At 69.7% G+C, this 18,523-nt stretch carries 15 protein-coding genes; 5 read left to right on the forward strand and 10 right to left on the reverse strand.

Translation table 11 applies throughout. The annotated features are described in order from the left end of the window. Positions 1 to 2 precede the first annotated feature (2 nt). Entirely contained in the window at positions 3 to 1,796 is a 1,794-nt protein-coding gene (locus tag HCN56_RS04460) for a CoA-transferase (RefSeq protein WP_167968150.1), read from the reverse strand. Then, a complete protein-coding gene (locus tag HCN56_RS04465; protein WP_167968151.1) occupies positions 1,793 to 3,082 on the reverse strand; it encodes a beta-ketoacyl-[acyl-carrier-protein] synthase family protein in 1,290 nt (429 codons plus the stop codon). Before HCN56_RS04465 ends, HCN56_RS04460 begins: the two co-directional genes overlap by 4 nt. 246 nt (positions 3,083 to 3,328) lie before the next feature. Here HCN56_RS04465 and HCN56_RS04470 point away from each other — a divergent pair, with 246 nt between their 5' ends. The 3 genes from HCN56_RS04470 to HCN56_RS04480 all read left to right on the forward strand — a co-directional run bounded on the left by HCN56_RS04470 (position 3,329) and on the right by HCN56_RS04480 (position 5,935). Next, positions 3,329 to 4,093, forward strand: coding sequence for a crotonase/enoyl-CoA hydratase family protein (locus tag HCN56_RS04470; protein ID WP_209312345.1), 765 nt, complete (start codon positions 3,329 to 3,331; stop codon positions 4,091 to 4,093). A 109-nt stretch (positions 4,094 to 4,202) separates the two neighbouring features. Next, on the forward strand, positions 4,203 to 5,141 hold the full coding sequence (locus tag HCN56_RS04475; RefSeq protein WP_167968153.1) for an ABC transporter ATP-binding protein: 939 nt from the start codon (positions 4,203 to 4,205) through the stop codon (positions 5,139 to 5,141). Continuing rightward, the gene (locus HCN56_RS04480; RefSeq protein WP_167968154.1) at positions 5,138 to 5,935 is read left to right on the forward strand and encodes an ABC transporter permease subunit; all 798 of its coding nucleotides are present in this window, start codon (positions 5,138 to 5,140) and stop codon (positions 5,933 to 5,935) included. Before HCN56_RS04475 ends, HCN56_RS04480 begins: the two co-directional genes overlap by 4 nt. Before the next feature lie 196 nt (positions 5,936 to 6,131). Here the strand turns inward: HCN56_RS04480 and HCN56_RS27190 are convergent, their stop codons facing one another. From HCN56_RS27190 to HCN56_RS04500, 4 genes are all read right to left on the reverse strand, one after another. Next, complete coding sequence (locus HCN56_RS27190; RefSeq protein WP_312871044.1) at positions 6,132 to 6,794, reverse strand: response regulator; 663 nt, start codon at positions 6,792 to 6,794, stop codon at positions 6,132 to 6,134. 1,094 nt (positions 6,795 to 7,888) lie between these two features. Beyond that, positions 7,889 to 8,824 (reverse strand): RNA-binding protein, encoded by a 936-nt coding sequence (locus HCN56_RS04490; RefSeq protein WP_167968156.1) that lies wholly within the window; start codon positions 8,822 to 8,824, stop codon positions 7,889 to 7,891. Between the two features lie 341 nt (positions 8,825 to 9,165). Then, positions 9,166 to 9,711, reverse strand: a complete 546-nt coding sequence (locus HCN56_RS04495; RefSeq protein WP_167968157.1) for an SMI1/KNR4 family protein — start codon at positions 9,709 to 9,711, stop codon at positions 9,166 to 9,168. Positions 9,712 to 9,716: 5 nt separating this feature from the next. Beyond that, complete coding sequence (locus tag HCN56_RS04500) at positions 9,717 to 10,337, reverse strand: SMI1/KNR4 family protein (RefSeq protein WP_167968158.1); 621 nt, start codon at positions 10,335 to 10,337, stop codon at positions 9,717 to 9,719. A 299-nt stretch (positions 10,338 to 10,636) separates the two neighbouring features. On the opposite strand from HCN56_RS04500, the gene HCN56_RS04505 reads away from it, so the two are divergent. Then, positions 10,637 to 11,224, forward strand: coding sequence for a TetR family transcriptional regulator (locus HCN56_RS04505; protein ID WP_167968159.1), 588 nt, complete (start codon positions 10,637 to 10,639; stop codon positions 11,222 to 11,224). Positions 11,225 to 11,234: 10 nt separating this feature from the next. Here the strand turns inward: HCN56_RS04505 and HCN56_RS04510 are convergent, their stop codons facing one another. Beyond that, positions 11,235 to 12,251, reverse strand: a complete 1,017-nt coding sequence (locus HCN56_RS04510) for an SMP-30/gluconolactonase/LRE family protein (protein ID WP_167968160.1) — start codon at positions 12,249 to 12,251, stop codon at positions 11,235 to 11,237. Positions 12,252 to 12,449: 198 nt separating this feature from the next. Between HCN56_RS04510 and HCN56_RS04515 the strand changes: the two genes are divergently transcribed. Then, entirely contained in the window at positions 12,450 to 14,258 is a 1,809-nt protein-coding gene (locus HCN56_RS04515; protein ID WP_167968161.1) for a flavin-containing monooxygenase, read from the forward strand. A gap of 1,123 nt (positions 14,259 to 15,381) precedes the next feature. On the opposite strand, the gene HCN56_RS04520 is transcribed toward HCN56_RS04515, so the two are convergent. The 3 genes from HCN56_RS04520 to HCN56_RS04530 form a co-directional block, all read right to left on the reverse strand. Beyond that, on the reverse strand, positions 15,382 to 16,470 hold the full coding sequence (locus HCN56_RS04520; RefSeq protein WP_167968162.1) for a tetratricopeptide repeat protein: 1,089 nt from the start codon (positions 16,468 to 16,470) through the stop codon (positions 15,382 to 15,384). A gap of 822 nt (positions 16,471 to 17,292) precedes the next feature. After that, the gene (locus HCN56_RS04525) at positions 17,293 to 17,928 is read right to left on the reverse strand and encodes an HNH endonuclease family protein (RefSeq protein WP_209312346.1); all 636 of its coding nucleotides are present in this window, start codon (positions 17,926 to 17,928) and stop codon (positions 17,293 to 17,295) included. Beyond that, positions 17,918 to 18,277 (reverse strand): hypothetical protein, encoded by a 360-nt coding sequence (locus HCN56_RS04530; RefSeq protein WP_167968163.1) that lies wholly within the window; start codon positions 18,275 to 18,277, stop codon positions 17,918 to 17,920. Before HCN56_RS04530 ends, HCN56_RS04525 begins: the two co-directional genes overlap by 11 nt. Positions 18,278 to 18,523: the final 246 nt, after the last annotated feature.

The following is an 18,523-nucleotide window of genomic DNA, read 5'->3' on the forward strand; positions in this document are numbered from 1 at the left end:
CGTCAGCGGAAGTGGCCGTCCGGGTCCAGCTCCCGCAGCAGCGCCAACTCGTGCGCCGTCACCGGAGCCTCCTCCCCGTCCACCGACGCCTCCGCCTGCCAGGCGGTCAGCTGCGCCACCGCCTCGGCGGGGGTGCCCGGGGCGTCGTCCCCGACCGGCGGCAGCCACGTCGTCAGCCGGAAGTCCTCCGCGCCGTCCTCCCGGCGGAACCGGCCGAACTGGCAGACGACGTCGTGCACCCGGTCACCGGGGCTGGTGACGTAGGCGACCTTCTCCACCAGCCGCCGGGGCCGCGCCTCGCAGACCACCAGGCAGTCCACGCTGGAGGCGATGTCGTTGGCGCCACCGGACCCCGTCAGCCACCGGCCGTTGGAGAGCAGGCTGCTGTTGATGGCGCCCCGCTGGTCGATCTCCCCGGCGGCCAGCACGCCCAGGCAGCGCCGCGAGTTGCCGGCGACCATGCCGCCCAGCACCTCGACGATCCCCGACAGCCCCTGCGAGGCACCGCCGTGGAGCTGGCTGAAGAGGAAGACGTCGCCCGAGTCCGGCTTGGTGCCGTAGAAGCCCAGCTCGGCGCAGACCTGCACCTCGGTGCCGCGCTCCGCCAGCAGCCGCGCCGCCAGCCACGCGGCGATGTGCGAGGAGCCGATGCCGGCGAGCAGCGTGTCGTACCCGCCGCTCTCCACCCGGTCCACGATCGCCCGAGCACCCAGCACGATCATCCGCTGCTGGTCGCCGGCGGCGCCGGGGTCGGCCGCCGTCGGGTCGTCGGTGCCGCCCTCCGGCTCGACCCGGGGGGAGGGGAGGTCCAGCGCCGCGCTCCCGCCCGGCCAGGGGGCGGACGGCCACTCCCGGTCGTCGAGGTGGCGCAGGTAGCCCTCGTGCGAACCGACGCCGGACACCCACTCGCGGTACCAGTCCTGTGCCCCCTCGGGGGTGGCGCACCGCTCGTTGATCTCCTCGATGAAGGCGTAGTCGTCGCGGTACCCCGGCAGCCCCGCGACACCCTCGGCCCGCAGCGACTGCGGATGGGCGCCGAGCCGCGCCTCGCAGAGCCCCACCACCCGCTGGCCGGGGATCAGCACCCGGTCCGGGCAGGCGTCGACGACCTCGTCGGGCACGATCCGCTCGACCGAGGCCAGCACACCGCCCTTGGCCGCGTACGCCGCCCAGGCACCCTCGCCGACAGGAGCCAGCAGCACGACGTTGCCGCGCCGGTCGGCCACCGCGCCGTGCACCAGGGTGAGATCCGGGTTCATCGCCCGGACCAGCGAGCCGGGCCGCTGCGTGTCCGGGTCCTCCGGGCGCACCGGGATCGGCGCCAGCAGGCCCTCCTTGCCGTCGGCCAGATCGGTGCCGCTCAGCGAGCCGGTCACCGCCCAGGGCAGCCCCTGCGCACCGGCGATCAGCCGCTGCGTGTAGCTCAGCAGGCTCCAGGTCTCCAGCTCGAAGGGCCGGCCCTGCGCCAGCTCCTTGTAGAGCCGGTTGGGGCGGGGCGAGGGATAGGTGTCGCCCAGGAAGCAGGCGATCATCTTCCGGACCGCGCCCGAGAGCGCCAGCGCGTGAGCGCTGGAGTGCACGGCGGTGGTGCTGACCGTCAGCGACCGGGTCCCGGCGAACTGCCGGGCCAGCGCGTAGATCAGCGCGTTGGGACGCGACAGCGTCGCCGCGGCGTGGACGTGCATGCCGGGCCGCACGTGGGCGGCGACCATGGCGTCCACGTCCGCGTGGATCACCGGGCCGCGGTGGTCGGCCCCGGCGGGCACGGTGGCGGGGCGCTCGGGCGCGACGGTCATGACACGGCTCCCAGGGACACGACGGAGGTGTGGGCGCCGAAGGCGAACGACAGCGAGGTCGCGTAGTTCAGTTCGGCCTCCCGGCCCGTCAGCCCCACGTGGTCGTGGTCGCACTCCGGGTCCGGGTCGTGGTAGTTGAGCGTCGGCGCCAGCTTCTGGTGGTGCAGCATCAGCGAGGTGGCGGCGACGTTCACCGCGCCGGAGACACCCATGCAGTGGCCGTACACCGGCTTGTTGGAGCTGATCGGCGGCAGGTCGGCGGCGGCGCGCTCGGGGTACAGCGCCTTGAGCGCGCGGCTCTCGGCGAGGTCGTTGTACCCGGTGGCGGTGCCGTGGCCGCAGACGTAGTCGATGTCGTCGGGGGTGTGCCCGGACGCCGCCGTCAGCTCGCGGAACAGCCGGGCCGTCTTGTGGCCGGTCAGGTCCATCGTGGTGGGGTGGTCCGCCTCGTTGTGCGAACGGCCCGCCAGCAGCTGGGCGTAGGGCCGGGCGCCGCGCCGCTCCGCGGAGGAGGCGCGCTCCAGCACCAGGACCACCGAGCCCTCGCCGAACGCGAAGCCGTCGCGGTCGCGGCTGTACGGCTTCATCGCCGTCGCCGGGTCGTCCTGCTGCGAGGTGAGCACCCCGTCACCCAGCGAGAGGTACAGCCGGGCGACCGACCGCACGATCGGGAAGTCGTGGCCGCTGACCAGCACGATGTCGGCGCTGCCGGCACGCAGGTGGTCCATGGCCAGGCCGATCGCCTGGTGGACCCCGACGCAGGCGTTGCCGACGGTGGTGACCAGGCCCTGGATGTCGCTGTAGATCGCGGCCATGCTGGACGGGCCGCCCGGCAGGCTGCGCAGCAGCGCGGTCTTGTCCTCGAACGCCTCGCCGTCGCCCTGGAGCGCCGACTCCCACCAACCGGTGGGCCCGCGCGAGGAGGAGGAGATCAGCGCGACCCGTCGCGGGTCGACACTGTCGCGCCGCAGCCCGGCGTCCTCGCGGGCCTGCTCGACGGCGGACATCGTGACGAGGATGTCCCGGGTGTACTTCGCCGCGTACTTGTCCTCCAGGTCGGGGAGGTGCTTGCGGTGGTCGAAGTCCTTGATCTCCGCCGCCAGGTGGACCGGCAGGCCCTCCGCCCGGTAGCGGCTCAACCGCCCGATCTGGGATTTGCCGTGGTAGAGGTTCTGCCAGAATTCATTGACGTTCGAAGCACCCGCAAGAAAGGTGCCTATTCCGGTGACGTAGACGGGCTCGGCCGTCGTGTCCGCGCCTCCGCCCCCGCCTTTTATATCTGCCATACGACCGAGCCTAGGGAAATCCCGGCGGACCGGAAGTCGCTCCTCGTACCAAGGCGGCCCGGGGGGTGGTACCGGAAGTACGCCGCACGCGCCCCGGAGTAATCCGGTACTCCCGGGCGCACAACTGAGTACCAAACGTACCTACCTGTTCCAGCACCGCGCGCTACGATCTCACCGCACGGCGGAACACGAATGCCCGCCCGCTGCGTCTCCGCTTCCGCCCCCACGATGGAGAGTGTTCTCGTCATGCCCGAAGGACTGAGGACGCGACGCGAGGGCGCCGTCCTGGTGATCACCTTCGACAGGCCGAGCAGGCGGAACGCCGTCGACCAGGAGACCGCGGAACGGCTCGCGGCCGCCATGTCGGAACTCGACGCGGACCCCGCACTCCGCGCGGGCGTCCTCACCGGCGCGGGCGGCTGGTTCTCCGCCGGCATGGACCTCAAGGAACTCAGCGCCGGCGGCCGCTCCCGCGTCCCGGGCCGCGGCTTCGCCGGCATCACCGAGCAACCGCCCGCAACGCCGCTCGTCGCGGCGGTCGAGGGCGGTGCCTGGGGCGGCGGCTGGGAGATCGTCATGGCGTGCGACCTCGTGGTCGCCGCCGACGACGCCCGGTTCGCGCTCCCCGAGGCACGCCGCGGTCTGCTGCCGGGCGCCGGCGGCCTGTTCCGGCTCACCGAGCGCCTCCCGCGCGCCGTCGCGATGGAGGTGCTGCTCACCGGCGGCACGCTGACCGCCGAGCGCGCGGAGCGCTTCGGCATGGTCAACCGCCTCTGCCCTCCGGGCGAGGCGGAGAGCACCGCGCTGGCACTGGCCGAGGAGATCGCGCGCTGCGCGCCCCTCGCCGTGCGGGCGAGCAAGCGGATCGCGACGGAGGCACCCGGCTGGCCCGCGGACGAACGCTTCGCACGCCAGGAGCCGCTGGTCGCGGAGGTCAAGGGTTCCGACGACGCGAAGGAAGGCGTGCGCGCTTTCCTGGAACGCCGGGAACCGCGGTGGAGCGGCCGCTGACGGCAGCGACCCGTCCCGCTCGTACACGCAGGAAGAGCGACCGGCGATTCCTCCCGGGGTGCCAATCCTGGCCGTCCCCGGGCAACCGGTCCGAAGAATGGGGAGGAAGATGGCTTCTTCGGTCATCGAGTGCACCGCACTCACCAAGAAATTCGGGGATTTCACAGCGGTGAACTCTCTCGACCTGACAGTGCCGCAGGGCACGGTCTTCGGCTACCTGGGCCCCAACGGCGCGGGCAAGAGCACCACGATCCGCATGGTCATGGGCGTCGCCCGGCCGACCGGCGGCACCGTGCGGCTGCTGGGCGCCGACCCGGCGGCACCGTCCTCCACCACCACGCGCGCCCGCGTCGGCTACCTGCCGGGCGAACTGCGGCTGGACGACCGGCTGACCGTCGCCCAGCAGCTCGACCACTGGGCCGCCTACCGCGGCTCCGTCGACCCCAAGCACCGCGAGGCGCTCACGGAGCGGCTGGGGCTGCGCCCGGACCGGGCGGTCCGCACCCTCTCCACCGGCAACCGGCGCAAGGTCGGCCTGGTCGGCGCCTTCATGTCCCGCCCCGAACTGCTCGTCCTCGACGAGCCGACCAACGGTCTCGACCCGCTGGTGCAGCAGCAGTTCCTCGCCATGGTCGAGGAGGCCAGGGACGCCGGCGCCACCGTGCTGCTCTCCTCTCACATCCTCTCCGAGGTCGAGCGGGTCGCCGAGCGCATCGCCGTGCTCCGCGGTGGGCAGCTGGTCCTCCAGGGGACCGTCGCCGAGATCCAGGCCCAGGCCAGGCAGCAGCTGACCGCGACCTTCCCCGGCCCGCCGCCGGTCGAGGAACTCCGCGCGCTCGCCGCCGCGCAGGACGTCACCGCCGACGGGACCACCGTGCGGCTCACGCTGAGCGGACCCGCCCACCCGGTGCTGGAGGTACTCGCCCGGCACCGCGCCGAGTCGGTGGTCGCCCCGAAGCGCGAGATCGAGGACATCTTCCTCACCCTCTACGGCGACAACGCCGGCGGTACCCAGCACGACGCGCAGGTGGAAGGGGAGCAGGCATGAGCGCCACGAACGAGGTGCTGAGCCACGCCGGACGGCGGTTGCGGAAGTCCGCGCTGATCTGGGGCGGTGTGCTGGCGCTGCTGGTGCTCACCATCGTCTCCACCTGGCCCGGCTTCCGGGACGCCGAGACGTCCTTCACCGACGACCTGCCGGAGTCGATGCTGTCGGCGTTCGGTATCGCCGACCTCAGTGACCCGGCCGGCTTCCTCGACTCCAACCTCTTCTCGCTGGTCCTGCCGCTGCTGCTGATATGCGCGGCGATCGCCTGGACCAGCAACCTGACCGCGGGCGACGAGGACAGCGGCCAGCTGGAGATGGAGCTCACCCTCCCTGTCACCCGCACCCAGGTCTACCTGGGCCGGTTCGCCACGGTCGCCGCGGCGATGCTCGGCCTCGGCCTCGTCGTGCTGGTCTTCCTGTACATGTGCATGCCCGCACTGGAGCTGGATGCCTCCTACGGCAACGTCGCCGCGGCGACGTTCAGCGTCACGCTGCTCGGGCTGCTGCACGCCGCCGTCCTGTACTGCGCGGCGGGAACGGGCGCGGCGCGCGGCGCGGCGCTCGGGATCACTGCCGGCGTCGCCGGCTTCGGCTACGTGGCCCAGTCGCTGTTCCCGCTGAGCGAGGCGCTGGAGTCGCTCCAGGTGCTCTCGCCCTGGCAGTGGGCGCTCGGCGACGGCCCGGCACAGCACGGCTTCTCGCTCGGCGGCCTGGTGGCCATCCTCGTGGTCACGGGAGCGCTGGTCGCGGTCGGCACCTGGGGTGTCAACCGCCGCGACATCCGGGGCGCCTGACCCCGGCCCACCGCGCCGGGGCACCCCGCCGGCGCATCGCACGGGCCCGTCCGGAGGATTCGCTGATCCTCCGGACGGGCCCGTTCCGTGTCCGCGGTGGGAGAGGCCCGTGACGGCACACAGGAGGGGCCCCGTTCCGTGCCCGGAACGGGGCCCCTCCTGTAAGGGAAGCCGCCGGCGGCGACCTCCCGTGAAATCAGCTCGCCATCCGCACGCTCTGCGGCCGATAACGGCCGCGTGCGGTCAGCGCGGTGTCCCCGATCGCACAGCGGAGTTCCCGCCGGTTGGTCACACCGACTTTACGGAACACGCGACTGACGTGATTCTTCACCGTCTGCCGTGCCAGGGTCAGTTCCTCGGCTATTTCCTCGTTGCTGAAACGACGGAGCAGCAGGAGCAGGACCTCGGCCTCCCTTTCGGTCATGAAGTACTTCCGATGGACGTGGTCGAGAGCGTCCTTCGGAGCCGACTCGCCTTCCAGGAGCAGGACTTTCTCGCCCTGGATCGTGCGCTCGATGGCCCGGAGAAGTTCCGGAATGGCGATTCCCTTGTGAACGAAGCTGTCGGCCCCCGACATCAGGGCGGAGACGACCTCGTTGGAGTCCCGCGAGCCGGAGAAGACGATCACCTGTGGTCGCCAGGGCAGAGCCTTGAGCATTCTCAGCAGCTCGGTGCCCCGCAGGAACCCTCGGATCTCCAGGTCGCAGATGATCAGGGACGGTCGCTTGCGTTCGGCGAGCACCAGGGCCTGGTCACCCGAGGCTGCCTCGCCGAGCAATTCAATTTCAGTCCGGCTTTCAACTATGCTGCTCAGTGCCATCCGGACGCAAGGGTGGTCGTCTACGACTAGTACACCCACGCGCTAACACCCCCCGTGTGTCAACATTGGTCGCCCTCATGCTACAGCGAAGTCCGTCGTGCCCGTCAACACAAGACCGGCCCGACGGGTCGGAGTTCATGCAGCGTGTTCATCTCCTTCGGCTTCCCGTACCGCTCTCGCGGAACGGCGCGGCCGCCTTCCGGGTAGGACACGACGATGAAGTTCGCGACGGTTCCTCGCAAACTGTGTACGTTCTGTGAGTTCGCCGCGGTGCGTGACGTCGGGGAGGGGCTGTATCTGCTACCCCGGGCCGGGCGGTTGATGCATTTTGATAATCGGACGTTAACCGCGCATTGATTGGTTCGCCGATGTGTCCCATGTCCGCGGAAGCGACTCTTCCGCCGTGATGGGGTGGAACGCCACCGGTAGGGCATCCTGCCCGCTTTGCGCCCGTCCGGGCCCGTCCGGCTCCCGGTGGCCGGGGGTTCACTTTCGCTGCCCGGTCAGTGCCCGGGGTCGTGTGGTCCGGACCGCGGGGACCGTACCGCCCGGTAGGGTGCGGCCGGTCGAACGGATGTGAGGCTGCCCACTGTTGGTGGGCGCGCTCCCACGGTGTGCGATCCGCGGCGGCCCCTCGCGGCCGGCCGTCGCGTTCCGTGACGGGGGTGCGGGCGGGCCTCGGGTGCGACGTCCGCCCGCCGCCGGTCGTCGCGGCGGCTCCCGTGTGGCGCGGAGCGCCGCCCCGCCCCGGACACGCGCGTGGCGCACATCACAATCGCCCGCGCGTGTCGCGATCTGCGGGAACGGGGGAGCGCCGGGCCATCCGCCGCTGCGGCTGGCCCGGCGCTGTCGCGTGCCGCCCGCCACTGCCCGGCCGGCCGCGACCGTTCAGGCGAGCCGTCCTGCACCGCGGAACCGGCTCTGTCGGGCGTGCGCCGCCCGGCTCCGCGGTCACCGGTGTCGTCGGTCGCTCTGCGCCGCCCGCCGGCGGGACGCCGCCCCGAACTGCCGACCGCCCGCTTCCGTCGGGCGTCGGGCATCGGCCGCCGGACAGGGCGCCCGGTGTCGGGCGGCGGAGTTGGTGGTCGGTGTACTGCGGCGCGCGTGCGCGTGTGTCGGGTGTGCTGCTCGAGTCACCAACGTGCGCGCAGCACGCCGTCGCTGTCGGGCAGCGCGGCTTGCAGCAGTGGCGGGTGCTCGTCGATGGAGAGGGGCAGGGCGCAGGCCGATCGGGCGTCGGCCACCAGGGCGGCGAGTTCCGCGTACTCGGCCTCATCGACCATCAGGCTGTGGATGGCTCCGTCCTTCGTCTCCCAGACGAACTCCACGGTGTCTTGCGTCGGCAGTGCGGCGAGGACGGCGCCGACATCGGGTTGCAGGTCGGGCCAGAAGTACAGCAGGGCTCGCGGTGCGAGACCGGCTCGTACCGCATCCAGGTTCTCCGCGGTAAGGAGGTGTCGGCGGTTGACCACGGCGGTCTCCTCCAGGAGCAGGCGCTGCCGCTGCCGCAGTTCGGTGCGCACCGCGTCCCAGAAGGCTTCGTCCGCGACCTCCGTGACCTCGGGATTCGCGGCGTAGGGGGATACCGTCAGCGGTTCGGCGAACAGGCCGAGTTCCCGCGTACGGGCCACCGCGTTCGCACACGGGTGGTCGCTGCCCACGTACACGTACTGGTCCCATCCGACGTGCACGGTGAACACGTCGCCCGCCTCCAGCCGGCACCAGGCGCCCTGCTCGCAGAGCATGGCTCGTACGAGCGCCAGAGCCATCTCCAGGGAGACCTCGGCGCCGTCGTGGTAGCCGGTGAGGCCCTCCGGGAAGAGCCCTCCGAGCCCGTGATCCGGCGAAGCCGGCTGAACACCGAAGTAGACCGGTCCGGTGATGCTGGGCTCGCGTATCTCCAGCTGTGCGGTACCTGTTGCGTGCGCGAATGCGGAGATCGCCTCCAGGTACGCGGCCTCGACCGGACCGTGGTCGCTGACAGCCTTCTCCGCGCCGCGGTAGCTGCCGTCCTCGTCGCGATCGTCGGGATCGTACTTCGTGATCCGGTGGACGAAGGCAGGTGGCATGACACTCCTGGACGGTCAACGGGGAGCCGACGTAGGCCGAACGAGCTTCCCAGGCATGGAAAATACCGTGCACGCGCCGCGCCACCGGGTCGGCGGGTCCCGGCGGTGCGGTGACCGTACCGCGGCTCACCGCACCGCGACGAGCAGGTGCAGGGGTCGCGGCCCTGTGCGCCGATGGAGGGGAACGCAGCCAATGGGCTCAGGGGAGACCCGCCCGCGGACTCCGACCCCTGCAAAACGGCTCGCAGCCGCGCACGGCCCGCTGGAGGGGAAGGCGCTGGTCGGGCAGTCACTGGTGGGTAGCTGTGAACTCGCCGTTCTCGGGCGGCTCAGGGCCCCGCTCACTCGACGTCGTCATCGTCGCAGGGCAACCAAGGGGTCTGTCCTGTCGGCCAGCCTCGCGGCCAGACGCCTTGGATGAGGATCCGGTGGATGAACTCCACGACTCCTCCTTCGAACACGGCGACGTCCGGGCACTGGCGGAAGAGGATGGCGATGCCCCACTTCGGCCACCCGGGGGCGGGAGGCAGCAGCAGGCACGAATCGCCGTTGTACGTGTGATCGGCCCAGGGGATCACCTCGTCCCGGACGGCCTCGACTCGCTCCGGCAGCCCCCTCGGTAGAAACGGCAACGCCCCTTGCCAGTTCTCGGAGTGCGACTCGATGAACTCGGGCAGAGCCCCGGAGCGGGCGAGATCAGAGTGCGACGCCGGATGCGGGACGTAGAGAAAGCCGGCGATCAGAGCGTCGCCGTACTCCTCGACGAACCAGCGGTAGTCCGCCGGCAGCTCTCTGCCTACCTGCTCCTCCACCACTCGCCAGTGCCGCCGCAACGCCACCTGTCGGCACGGGCTCTCGCCGAGCAACTCGACCAACTCTGCCCGCATCGCACTCACATCCCACGCTCCGGCCCGTACCAGACGACGGGCGTGTCCTCGGAGTACATCGGCAAGCTCTTCAGCCTGACCGGTCCGGGGTAGAAGGCCGCGCTGTTCGGGCCGAAGAGGTCCTCGCCGACCAGATAGCGGTACAGCCACTCGGAGAGCGACATGTCATGCCGGTAGAACTCGTCGTCGTCCCAGAGACAGAAGACCTGCCCTCCTCCATCGACGCCCCGAGGAGCCCAGAAGATCCACTCACCCCGGTCCGTGCCGAGGAGCGGAACCAAGCCGCCGGGCGCACCGAACGTCAGCTCAGCGGACCCGAGGAGCGGGCGAGGGTCACCCGCCATGAACTCCCCATCCCACTCGACCTCTCCGAACGCCTCGGTCATCCCGCTGATCCGCTCGGCAAGGTTCCACCTCTGCGTTGCGGGGTGATGCAAGTTCAGGTGCCCGTTGATCTCTACCGGGGCATGCAGCTCACTCACCCGCTTGAAGTCAGCAGGCAACTCGCAACCCAGCTCGGTCTCCAGCCGCGCCCAGGCCGCTGCGTCTTCTCCGTGCCCTCGCGGCTCCCCGAGCATCGCCAACAGAGCTTCGAGGTAGGGGAAGGAGCTCGTATCCCTGGGCATGTCGAACTCCCGCTTGTCACGCCGCTGTCGGGCTTTTGGTGACAGTACAGGTCGCCGTCGAGTCCTGGCAGGGCACGGCGTGGTGACGCCGTGCGCCGGGTCGACGGTGAGCGTTGCCGCGCCGGGCTTCTTACCTCTTCTGCTGGTCGGTGCCACTTCCTGGTTCGAGGACGGGGTATGCGTCTCCTTGTGCGCGCCGAGGCGATGCCTCGGCGCAACCGGGGTGCCGAGCTGCCGGACGCCGGGCCCTTCCGGGCAGCAGCGGCCCCGCGATGCCGGCCGGGGGCTAGGCTGCCGGAATGGCGGAGCAGACGGACCGGGAGAGGCGACGGCCTGCGAACGAGGGGCCCCGGGCAGCCGCACGCAACCGGGCCGCAGTGGTCGCGGCCGCGCGCGAGGTGTTCGCCGAGCACGGCCTGGAGGCGCCGCTCTCCGCGATCGCACGCAAGGCAGGGGTCGGGCAGGCCGTGCTCTACCGGCACCTTCCCGACCGGGCCGCCGCGGTGGCGGCGGTCCTGGAGGAGAACGTGCGTGAGGTCGAGCAGGCGGCCGAGGTCGAGGGCGCGACCCTCGGCGACGTGCTGGGCGTGCTCACCTGGCACCTCGCCGAGTCGGCCGCGTTCATCGGTCTGCTGCACAGCGTCCGCGCGGGAAACCCCCGCGGGGGGCGGCCCCCCGCGGAGGCGCTCTCGGAGCGTGTCCAGGGCGCTCTGCGTTCCCGGCTGCCGGCCGGCCACCGGTTGAGTGAGCGGGACCTGGAACTGGCTGTCGCCATGGTCTCGGTGACGGTGACCGGCCCCACCCGTTCCGAGCGGGAGCACCGGGCGCGCGCCGCCTGGCGTCTGCTCGGCGTCGAGGTGGGGCCGGTGAGGCCGTTCGGCAGCTGACGGGGGCGGGTCAGCCGCCGTTGGACTGCCGCGTGCCCTCGGCGAAGGCGTCGAAGGAGTAGAGGTATCCCCCCGCGGGACCGCTGACCGTCATGTAGGCGGTGGTACCGCCCGGGGTGATGGCCACGTTGGTCGCCGACTCCAGCCCTTCGGTGCCGGGCGGCACCTCCACCGTCGCGATCCGGTCGCCGTTCGGGGAGTAGACGGCCATGGCCGGGCGGCCGTGCAGTCCCACGTAGAGGTTGCCGTCGGCGTCCACGGCGATGGAGTCGGTCTGCGCGACACCGCCGTCCACGCGGATCGCCGTGTGCCGGGAGGTCACCTCGCCCTCCGGGCCGATGCCGAGGTAGGAGATCCGGTTGGCGGTGAGTTCGCTGAACCACAGTCCGTCGTAGGCCGCGTCGAAGGAGATCCCGTTCGTCGCGGCCAGGTTGTCGGCCAGGACGGCGCTCTCCGTGCCGTCGCGGCTGATCCGCACGACCCGGCCGCGGTTCTCGCCCTCGGAGAGGCCGAGCGAGTCGCTGACGTAGAGGTTGCCCTCCTCGTCGAAGGCGACGTCGTCGGGTTGCATACGGGCACCGTCGACCGGCTCGGAGAAGAACGTCCGCGCGTCGCCGCCGTCCGGGGCGAGGCTCACGATCTCACCGGCGGCGTAGTCGCTGAGGTAGAGCCGCCCGTCGTAGGGGCTGAACTGCGCCGAGGTGTAGGCGCCGCCCTCGGTGTGCAGGGCCTCCACGGTGCCGTCCGCGAGCTGCACCCCCATCACCTTGGGCTCGCCCTCGGGCGCGGTGACATCGACGACGACCAGTCGGCCGTCGGGGCCGAACGTGGGGCCCTCCAGCAGGGTCATCCCCGTCTCCGGGTGCGGCTCGGTCAACCGCATGACCTCGTGGGCCTCAACCGTGCGGTCGGTCGTGCCGGCTGTCGCCTCGCTCTCGGCTTCCGCCGTAGCGGTTCCGCATCCGGAAAGGAGCAGCGTGCCGGTGACGGCAAGGGCTGCCAGAGGCACGATCGGGCGGTGTCGCATGGGGGCTCGCTTTCCTTGTCCAGCTGTACGGAGGACGCCACCGACCGTGGCTCGCACCCGTTGCCGTCCGGAGGACGGTGGTGCGCACCCGGCGTCGGCGCACGCCCCGGGACGCAACCGGACAGCGTTGTCCGGTAGTTGTTACCGTAGCGGAAGACCGCCCGCCCGAGGCGGTAACTCACCCCAGGAGCGCCCCACATGACGACCCCTCGCCCCGTCGCACAGGACGAACTCGCCGCACTGAGGCGGCGGTACCGGCTGGAACGGGAACGGCGGGTGCGACCCGACGGGGTCGGCCAGTACCGGACCGCCGACGCCGAGTTCGGCTACTACGCCGCCGACCCGTACACCGCGCCCGCCGCGCGAGACCCTCGCCGTGACGCCGTCGACGTCGCCGTCATCGGAGGCGGGTTCGGCGGCGTCCTCGTCGGTACCCACCTGCGCCGGCGGGGCGTGGAGCGCGTCCGGATCGTCGAGAAGGGCGGTGACGTCGGTGGAACCTGGTACTGGAACCGGTATCCCGGCGTCCACTGCGACGTCGAATCGCACGTCTACCTGCCGCTCCTCGACGAGACCGGCTACGTGCCCGAGTGGAAGTACTCCCCGGGGGACGAGATCCGTCGCCACGCCGTGCGCATCGCGCAGATGTCCGACCTCTACGACGACGCCCTGTTCTCGACCACGGTCACCGCACTGACCTGGGAGGAGAGCTCCGAGACCTGGATCGTCGACACGGACCGCGGCGACTCCTTCCGGGCCACCTACGTCGTCAACGCCACCGGCACCTTCTCCGACCCGAAGCTGCCCGGAATCCCCGGCATCGAGGACTTCACCGGCCACACCTTCCACACCTCGCGCTGGGACTACGCCTACACCGGGGGCACGCCGGAGGGCGGTATGACCGGACTGGCGGACAAGCGGGTCGGGATCGTCGGGACCGGGGCGACCGGCATCCAGGTCATCCCCCTGCTGGCCGAATCAGCCGCGCACCTGCACGTCTTCCAGCGCACCCCCTCCACCGTGGACGTCCGCAACAACCGGCGGACCGGCGCGGCCGATGTCGGCGCCGACCGGGAGGGGTGGGCCCGCGACCGGCGGGGGAACTACCTGCGCATCGTCTCGGGCGAGGCGGAGGAGCGGGATCTCGTGGCCGACGCCTGGACCGGGTCCGCGGCCCTGCTGGAGAAGCTCCTGCCGAGCTTCCGGCGGCAGGCGGGGGACCGCGCGTCCTTCGAGGCGGCCTACGAGGCCGCCGACGCCGCCAAGATGAACGAGCTCCGCGCACGGGTCGACGCGATCGTCAGCGACGCCGGGACCGCCGAGATGCTGAAGCCCTGGTACCGGTACGCCTGCAAGCGCCCCGGCTTCTCCGACCGCTACTACCCGGCGTTCAACCGCGACAACGTCACCCTGGTCGACACCGCCGACACCCACGGCATTGAACGCGTGACCGAACACGGCGTCGTGGTGGGGGACACCACCTACGACCTCGACTGCCTGATCTTCGCGACCGGATTCAATGTGGGCGCCTCCGGAATCCTGTCGGGGAGGCTCCCCGTCCACGGGCGCGACGGTGCCCAACTGCTGCACCGCTGGGCGCAGGAGGGACCGCGTACCCTGCACGGCCTGACCAGCCACGGCTTCCCGAACCTGATCCTGATGGGTTCACTCCACAACGCCAGCAGCGTCAACTTCACCCACGTGCTCGATGAGCAGGCCCTGCACGCCGCGTCGCTCGTCGCCGCAGCCGAGGCGGAGGACATGCTGATCGAACCCTCCCGCGCCGCCGAGGACGCCTGGCTGGCCGTCCTCGCCGAGGACGCCCCCGACCACGAGTGGTTCCACGCCGAATGCACCCCCGGCTACTACAACCACGAGGGACGCGGACGGCCCAACGGGCCGGCGGCATACCCGCACGGCGCGGTCGCGTTCCACGAGCTGCTCGACCAGTGGCGCCGCACATCCATGGGGGAGGTTCTCCGGCGCCGGACCGCCGGCCGGCCCTGACGAGGCGAGCGGCGGCGGGACGGGTCGGGAACGCGCCCGGGAACGGCTCCGGGCCCGGTGAGACGGTATGTGTCAGAAGGTGGCCACGCGCAGGCCGGCCGCTCGCGCGGAACCAGGGCCGTCACGGTCCAGAGCGTGCGGCGGCATCGCGTGACACTCCGCCGGAGCGGGACGGCCGAGCTTCGGGGTCGACCGAACCGCACGTCGCCGTGAGACGGCAGTGACGGCCGCCGGCGACCGGGCTCCTGCCGCGACGTCGGACGGCTCTCGGTCGGCTGTCGGTCGATGGTGCTGCCCTCGCGGTGCGGTCCACTTCCACCGGGTGGCCCGCACCGCGACGTCGGAGCACCGGGTCCACGCGTCTGCCCGGAGTACGGTCCGGCCGTGGGGCCGCCTCGTGCTTCCCGAGGGCGCAGCGCCGGCGCAGGTCCAGTTCGGAGCCGTGTGCGACCCGCTCTGCGTCGCCATACGGGGGATATCACCCAGGGAAGACGTTCTCGTCTCGCCGGTCGGACCCGCTATGGCGTGGGGCGCTGTGTGGGGCGGGTGGGACTCGAACCCATTCCAGTGACGACTCTCACCTGCGAGTTTGTCGTCGAACCCGGACAAAGCATCTGTATGCGTCCTGCTTGCTCCTCCTCGATCCTGTTCGCTACAGAATCGGTGCGGCGTTCGCCGCACGGTCTCTCGGCTGTTCCACCGACGTTCGGCCGAGGTTGCCGGGGCGGTGATTGTCGTGTGCCGGGGCATGCCTTTGTCCGCCTGTTGGCCGTAAGTCGCGTCTATAGCCGCCAGTCCGCTCTTCTAGTCGTAGTTACCCTCCGTGTTCGACGGCTGTGGGATTCAGCGGTCGTTGCCTGGTCCACGGAACGCGAGCACTCCGAGCTGCCCCACGGGGCCATGGGGGCTTACGGAACGACTCGCACGGGTAAAGAGCGCCCCCAGCGGGATTCGAGCCCGAAATCGTTACCTCGCTGACCTGAGGCGATGCGCCCGATCCCAGTGGTGAAGCCCTTCTGCATCCTCCTGGGTCCAGACCGATGCGCCCCGCTGGCAGTGGCACTCAGGGACCGCCCCGTCAGAAGAATGCCGCGACGCCCCTCCGCGTAAGAGAAAAGACGTGTCACGATCTCTCGATATTCACCACGTCTTCAAGGATCTTGATCGAACTCTCGGCGCTCATGCTTTCACTCTGCGATCTGAGATATTCGTGTTGATGCTGCAAGGTTTCACTTGTCTCATAGAGAGGGTCGGACTTGAGTGCGCTCATTGCTTCGGCTAGATGGCCCGCTTGGTTTAGGGCGTTGGACAGCCTTGTCAAAATTTCGATCCGTGAGTGCGCGTACCGATTTTCCTTTTTTAGTCCCTCTCGGAGAACTGATACTGCGAGATCAGGCTTCCCGCAGAGCATCAAGCATTGGGCGAACGGTGCGACACTATATCCCGTCGGTCCGCCCAATTCTTCGTACGATTCTTTGGCCAGCTGTTCAAGCCTTCCGAAGTCTCGTTTGATCGTGAGCAGGTCGGCGTAGGGTGTGTAGAAGAAATTTCTTGGACTGGGTTGCAGATCGTAGGCCATGGCGCCGAATCTTTCAGATTCTTCGTAAATCCCCAGAATCATTAGTGCCTCGGCGTGAACGGAGAGATTCCAGTACGAATGCGGGTTGATTAGAACCGCGCGCCTGGTGAAGTCTAGTGCCCTTGTCGGCATTTGCCTATCCAGGCATATCCTGCCGAGGTGATGCGCGGCATCTGCGGACCCAATTTCGTCGGGGTTACCGCTCTTGATGTATTGATCGACCAGGGGGTCAGTGATCTGGCGAATGCTACTACTTCCGTAGCTGAGGGCGTAGTGAATTTCTGCAACGAGGTCAATGTCCAAGGATTGACCGAGGCACTCGGTGGCGAATTCTTCCGCCTTGCCCCTCTCTGCTTGCGCGATATAGTTGCGAATTAGATTTAGCTTCACCGCAAGCTTGGGGCCAACGTCTTCCTGGTAATTGACCCTTTTCGTGTTCGTGGCATCATTCCTTTCCTCCTCGTCTCGGGCTCGCATCCATAGTTCCTTGTACTCGCCCGCGTCCCCTCCCAGTGCCGCGATGACCGGCTCCAGCACCTTCCATGACGGCAAGGATGCCGCTCGAAGCACTTGGTGTGCGGTCGTGTGGCTTACGGCGCCGTGGGTACGCCGTGCGATTTCACGCGTGCTCATCTCGCCAGACGACAGGTGGGTGGCCCGTAGGCGCGCTCGCAGTGTGGCGAGTGTGTCAGACATTCTTACCTCCGGCGTCAGGCTCTGTACTGGATCGTAAAGGCCCGCGCCCTCAGTTGCAAGAGCTGTAAAGAACTGGGTGTAAGTGTGCGCACTCGTTCTATTTACTGCTCTTTACTGCGGTGCGTGGAATGTTAAATCCATGACAAAAATCAGTCCCAAGACCGATCTGCTTGCAGGAAACCCGGGTTTCATCAAGCAGCCTCGTGTTAGGTATGTGCACCGCATCGTGGTGGCATTTTCACTCGGATTTGTTGGCGGCCTGGGTAAAGGAGTGGGGGGGATCGCCTTGGATCTGATCGTGAGGTATTTCAGCTAGCGGTATGCGCGCCCAGGAGCCCGGCGCTGACGCGGTCACGGAGCTTTCTGAGCTCTTAATGGTGCAGTCATCGGCGGGGCCCGGCCGCCACCCCGGCTGGGCCCCGCCACGACGTTTGCCCGCTTTCGGGCCGGGCCCGAGCCGCGGAAGGCTAAGCGGCGAGCCCGGCAGAACCCGAACCGCCGTACGCTTCCGGGTGCCCCTCGGACCCTATGTTCCTTTGCGGCCGGACCGCGATTCGAGAGTTGTCTCGGGGTCTGGCCCCCGCGGGCTGGTTCGCCGGTCTCGGTAGTGGCGAGCAGAATGAATTCCTGCCCGCCGTGTGTGTCTCGATGGCGTGGTGGCGCTAGCCCCGCTCCGTAGATTCTTGGTTCCAGTCAATCAAACGTTGGAAACCACCTGTGATTGGAGCAGGGCCACAGCGGTGCCGGGGGTCGGTCGTATCACCACAAGCTCAGAGGGCGGCCAGCTCTCGCGGTTTTTCGGATGCGCAGCGCAATCTCCGTCGTCGACGCGCCTTCTGCGAGGCCGGCGCGGATAGCGTCGCCGATGGCGCGGGACCGTCCGGCCGGCCCGCGGATGTCGGCGAGTGGGCTGCTGGGGTCTCTTCGGCGGGCCAGCCATTCGGCTCGGTTCTCCGCCGCGGTGCCGAGTCGCAGGTGTGCTGGTTGCTGGCAGGAGTGGTTGTCGCAGGTGTGGCAGACGGTTGGGCTGTCGTTTCCCCAGCCGAGTCGAGGGATGACGCCGTGGGCGAGCTGATAGCCGTACAGGTGGCCAGGCACCGTGCCGGTGCGGGTCCTGCCGGGCCGTGATGCCGCTCGGAACGACGCGTGACCGGTGCTGGAGATCCCGCCCAGGAAGAACCAGCAGTCCTCGGCCGGCGAGGTGCGGTACACCTTGGTCCAGTACCGGGCCTGAACGGACTTGTCGGCGAGCCAGGTCAGCCACTCGACGGCGGGTATCCGCACCGGTGTCGGCTCACCGATGAGGGCCAGCTGCTCGTCGACGCGACGAGACCCGGCCCCCTTGACCGCCGACGGCGGGAAGAGACCGGGCCCGAAGTTGTTCTCAGCCGGCATCAGGTCGGCTGACGTCCGCGACGCCCATCGGGGCGGAGTCGCCCGTAGGTGGAGGAGGCGTCTCTGCTCCGTCCGTTCGGGGCCGACGGCGCCGGACGGCGTGAGGCCGCTCGGAGCGAACCCGCAGTTCCTCGATGATCTCCTTCGCTCGCGCCGCGGTAACAGGCTTTGCCTCGCGCTCCAGCTCCTCCGCCGGCACCCCGAGCAGTTCCGCGACCAACTCGGCGTCGTTGTCGAACAGCCGCAGGACGACAGCAGCGGCCTCCCGCGCCGCGGTGTCGGCCTCATCCTTGGCGTGGGCCGCCTTCGCCGCGGCCTCCCGCGCGGTCAACGCGTTCGTGGCGGCCATCTCCCGCGTCTTCGCCTTCAGCGCTTCAGCGGCGCGAACCCGCCGCCGCAGCTCTGCCGCACTCACCGGACCTGCCGAAGCGCTGCTCATCCATGCCCCAGTTCTGTTCGAAGCCACTGCTCATCGCGCGCACCGTAGCCACAGGCCGGCGGACATCTCGAACCATCCGCCGGTGGGGTGCCGGCGTTAGTGATGTGTGCCTCCGGCGGGTCCTCTCTCGGAGGGGGAGGGGGCTGGTTGGTGGGG

This window comes from Streptomyces lonarensis, from assembly GCF_012033735.1.
GTDB lineage: Bacteria > Actinomycetota > Actinomycetes > Streptomycetales > Streptomycetaceae > Streptomyces > Streptomyces lonarensis.

Bases quoted from the DNA above. Each gene is read 5' to 3' on its own strand.
- HCN56_RS04460 (WP_167968150.1), bottom strand. From the start codon at position 1,796: ATGACCGTCGCGCCCGAGCGCCCCGCCACCGTGCCCGCCGGGGCCGAC.
- HCN56_RS04465 (WP_167968151.1), bottom strand. From the start codon at position 3,082: ATGGCAGATATAAAAGGCGGGGGCGGAGGCGCGGACACGACGGCCGAG.
- HCN56_RS04470 (WP_209312345.1), top strand. From the start codon at position 3,329: ATGCCCGAAGGACTGAGGACGCGACGCGAGGGCGCCGTCCTGGTGATC.
- HCN56_RS04475 (WP_167968153.1), top strand. From the start codon at position 4,203: ATGGCTTCTTCGGTCATCGAGTGCACCGCACTCACCAAGAAATTCGGG.
- HCN56_RS04480 (WP_167968154.1), top strand. From the start codon at position 5,138: ATGAGCGCCACGAACGAGGTGCTGAGCCACGCCGGACGGCGGTTGCGG.
- HCN56_RS04490 (WP_167968156.1), bottom strand. From the start codon at position 8,824: ATGCCACCTGCCTTCGTCCACCGGATCACGAAGTACGATCCCGACGAT.
- HCN56_RS04495 (WP_167968157.1), bottom strand. From the start codon at position 9,711: ATGCGGGCAGAGTTGGTCGAGTTGCTCGGCGAGAGCCCGTGCCGACAG.
- HCN56_RS04500 (WP_167968158.1), bottom strand. From the start codon at position 10,337: ATGCCCAGGGATACGAGCTCCTTCCCCTACCTCGAAGCTCTGTTGGCG.
- HCN56_RS04505 (WP_167968159.1), top strand. From the start codon at position 10,637: ATGGCGGAGCAGACGGACCGGGAGAGGCGACGGCCTGCGAACGAGGGG.
- HCN56_RS04510 (WP_167968160.1), bottom strand. From the start codon at position 12,251: ATGCGACACCGCCCGATCGTGCCTCTGGCAGCCCTTGCCGTCACCGGC.
- HCN56_RS04515 (WP_167968161.1), top strand. From the start codon at position 12,450: ATGACGACCCCTCGCCCCGTCGCACAGGACGAACTCGCCGCACTGAGG.
- HCN56_RS04520 (WP_167968162.1), bottom strand. From the start codon at position 16,470: ATGAGCACGCGTGAAATCGCACGGCGTACCCACGGCGCCGTAAGCCAC.
- HCN56_RS04525 (WP_209312346.1), bottom strand. From the start codon at position 17,928: ATGCCGGCTGAGAACAACTTCGGGCCCGGTCTCTTCCCGCCGTCGGCG.
- HCN56_RS04530 (WP_167968163.1), bottom strand. From the start codon at position 18,277: ATGGCCGCCACGAACGCGTTGACCGCGCGGGAGGCCGCGGCGAAGGCG.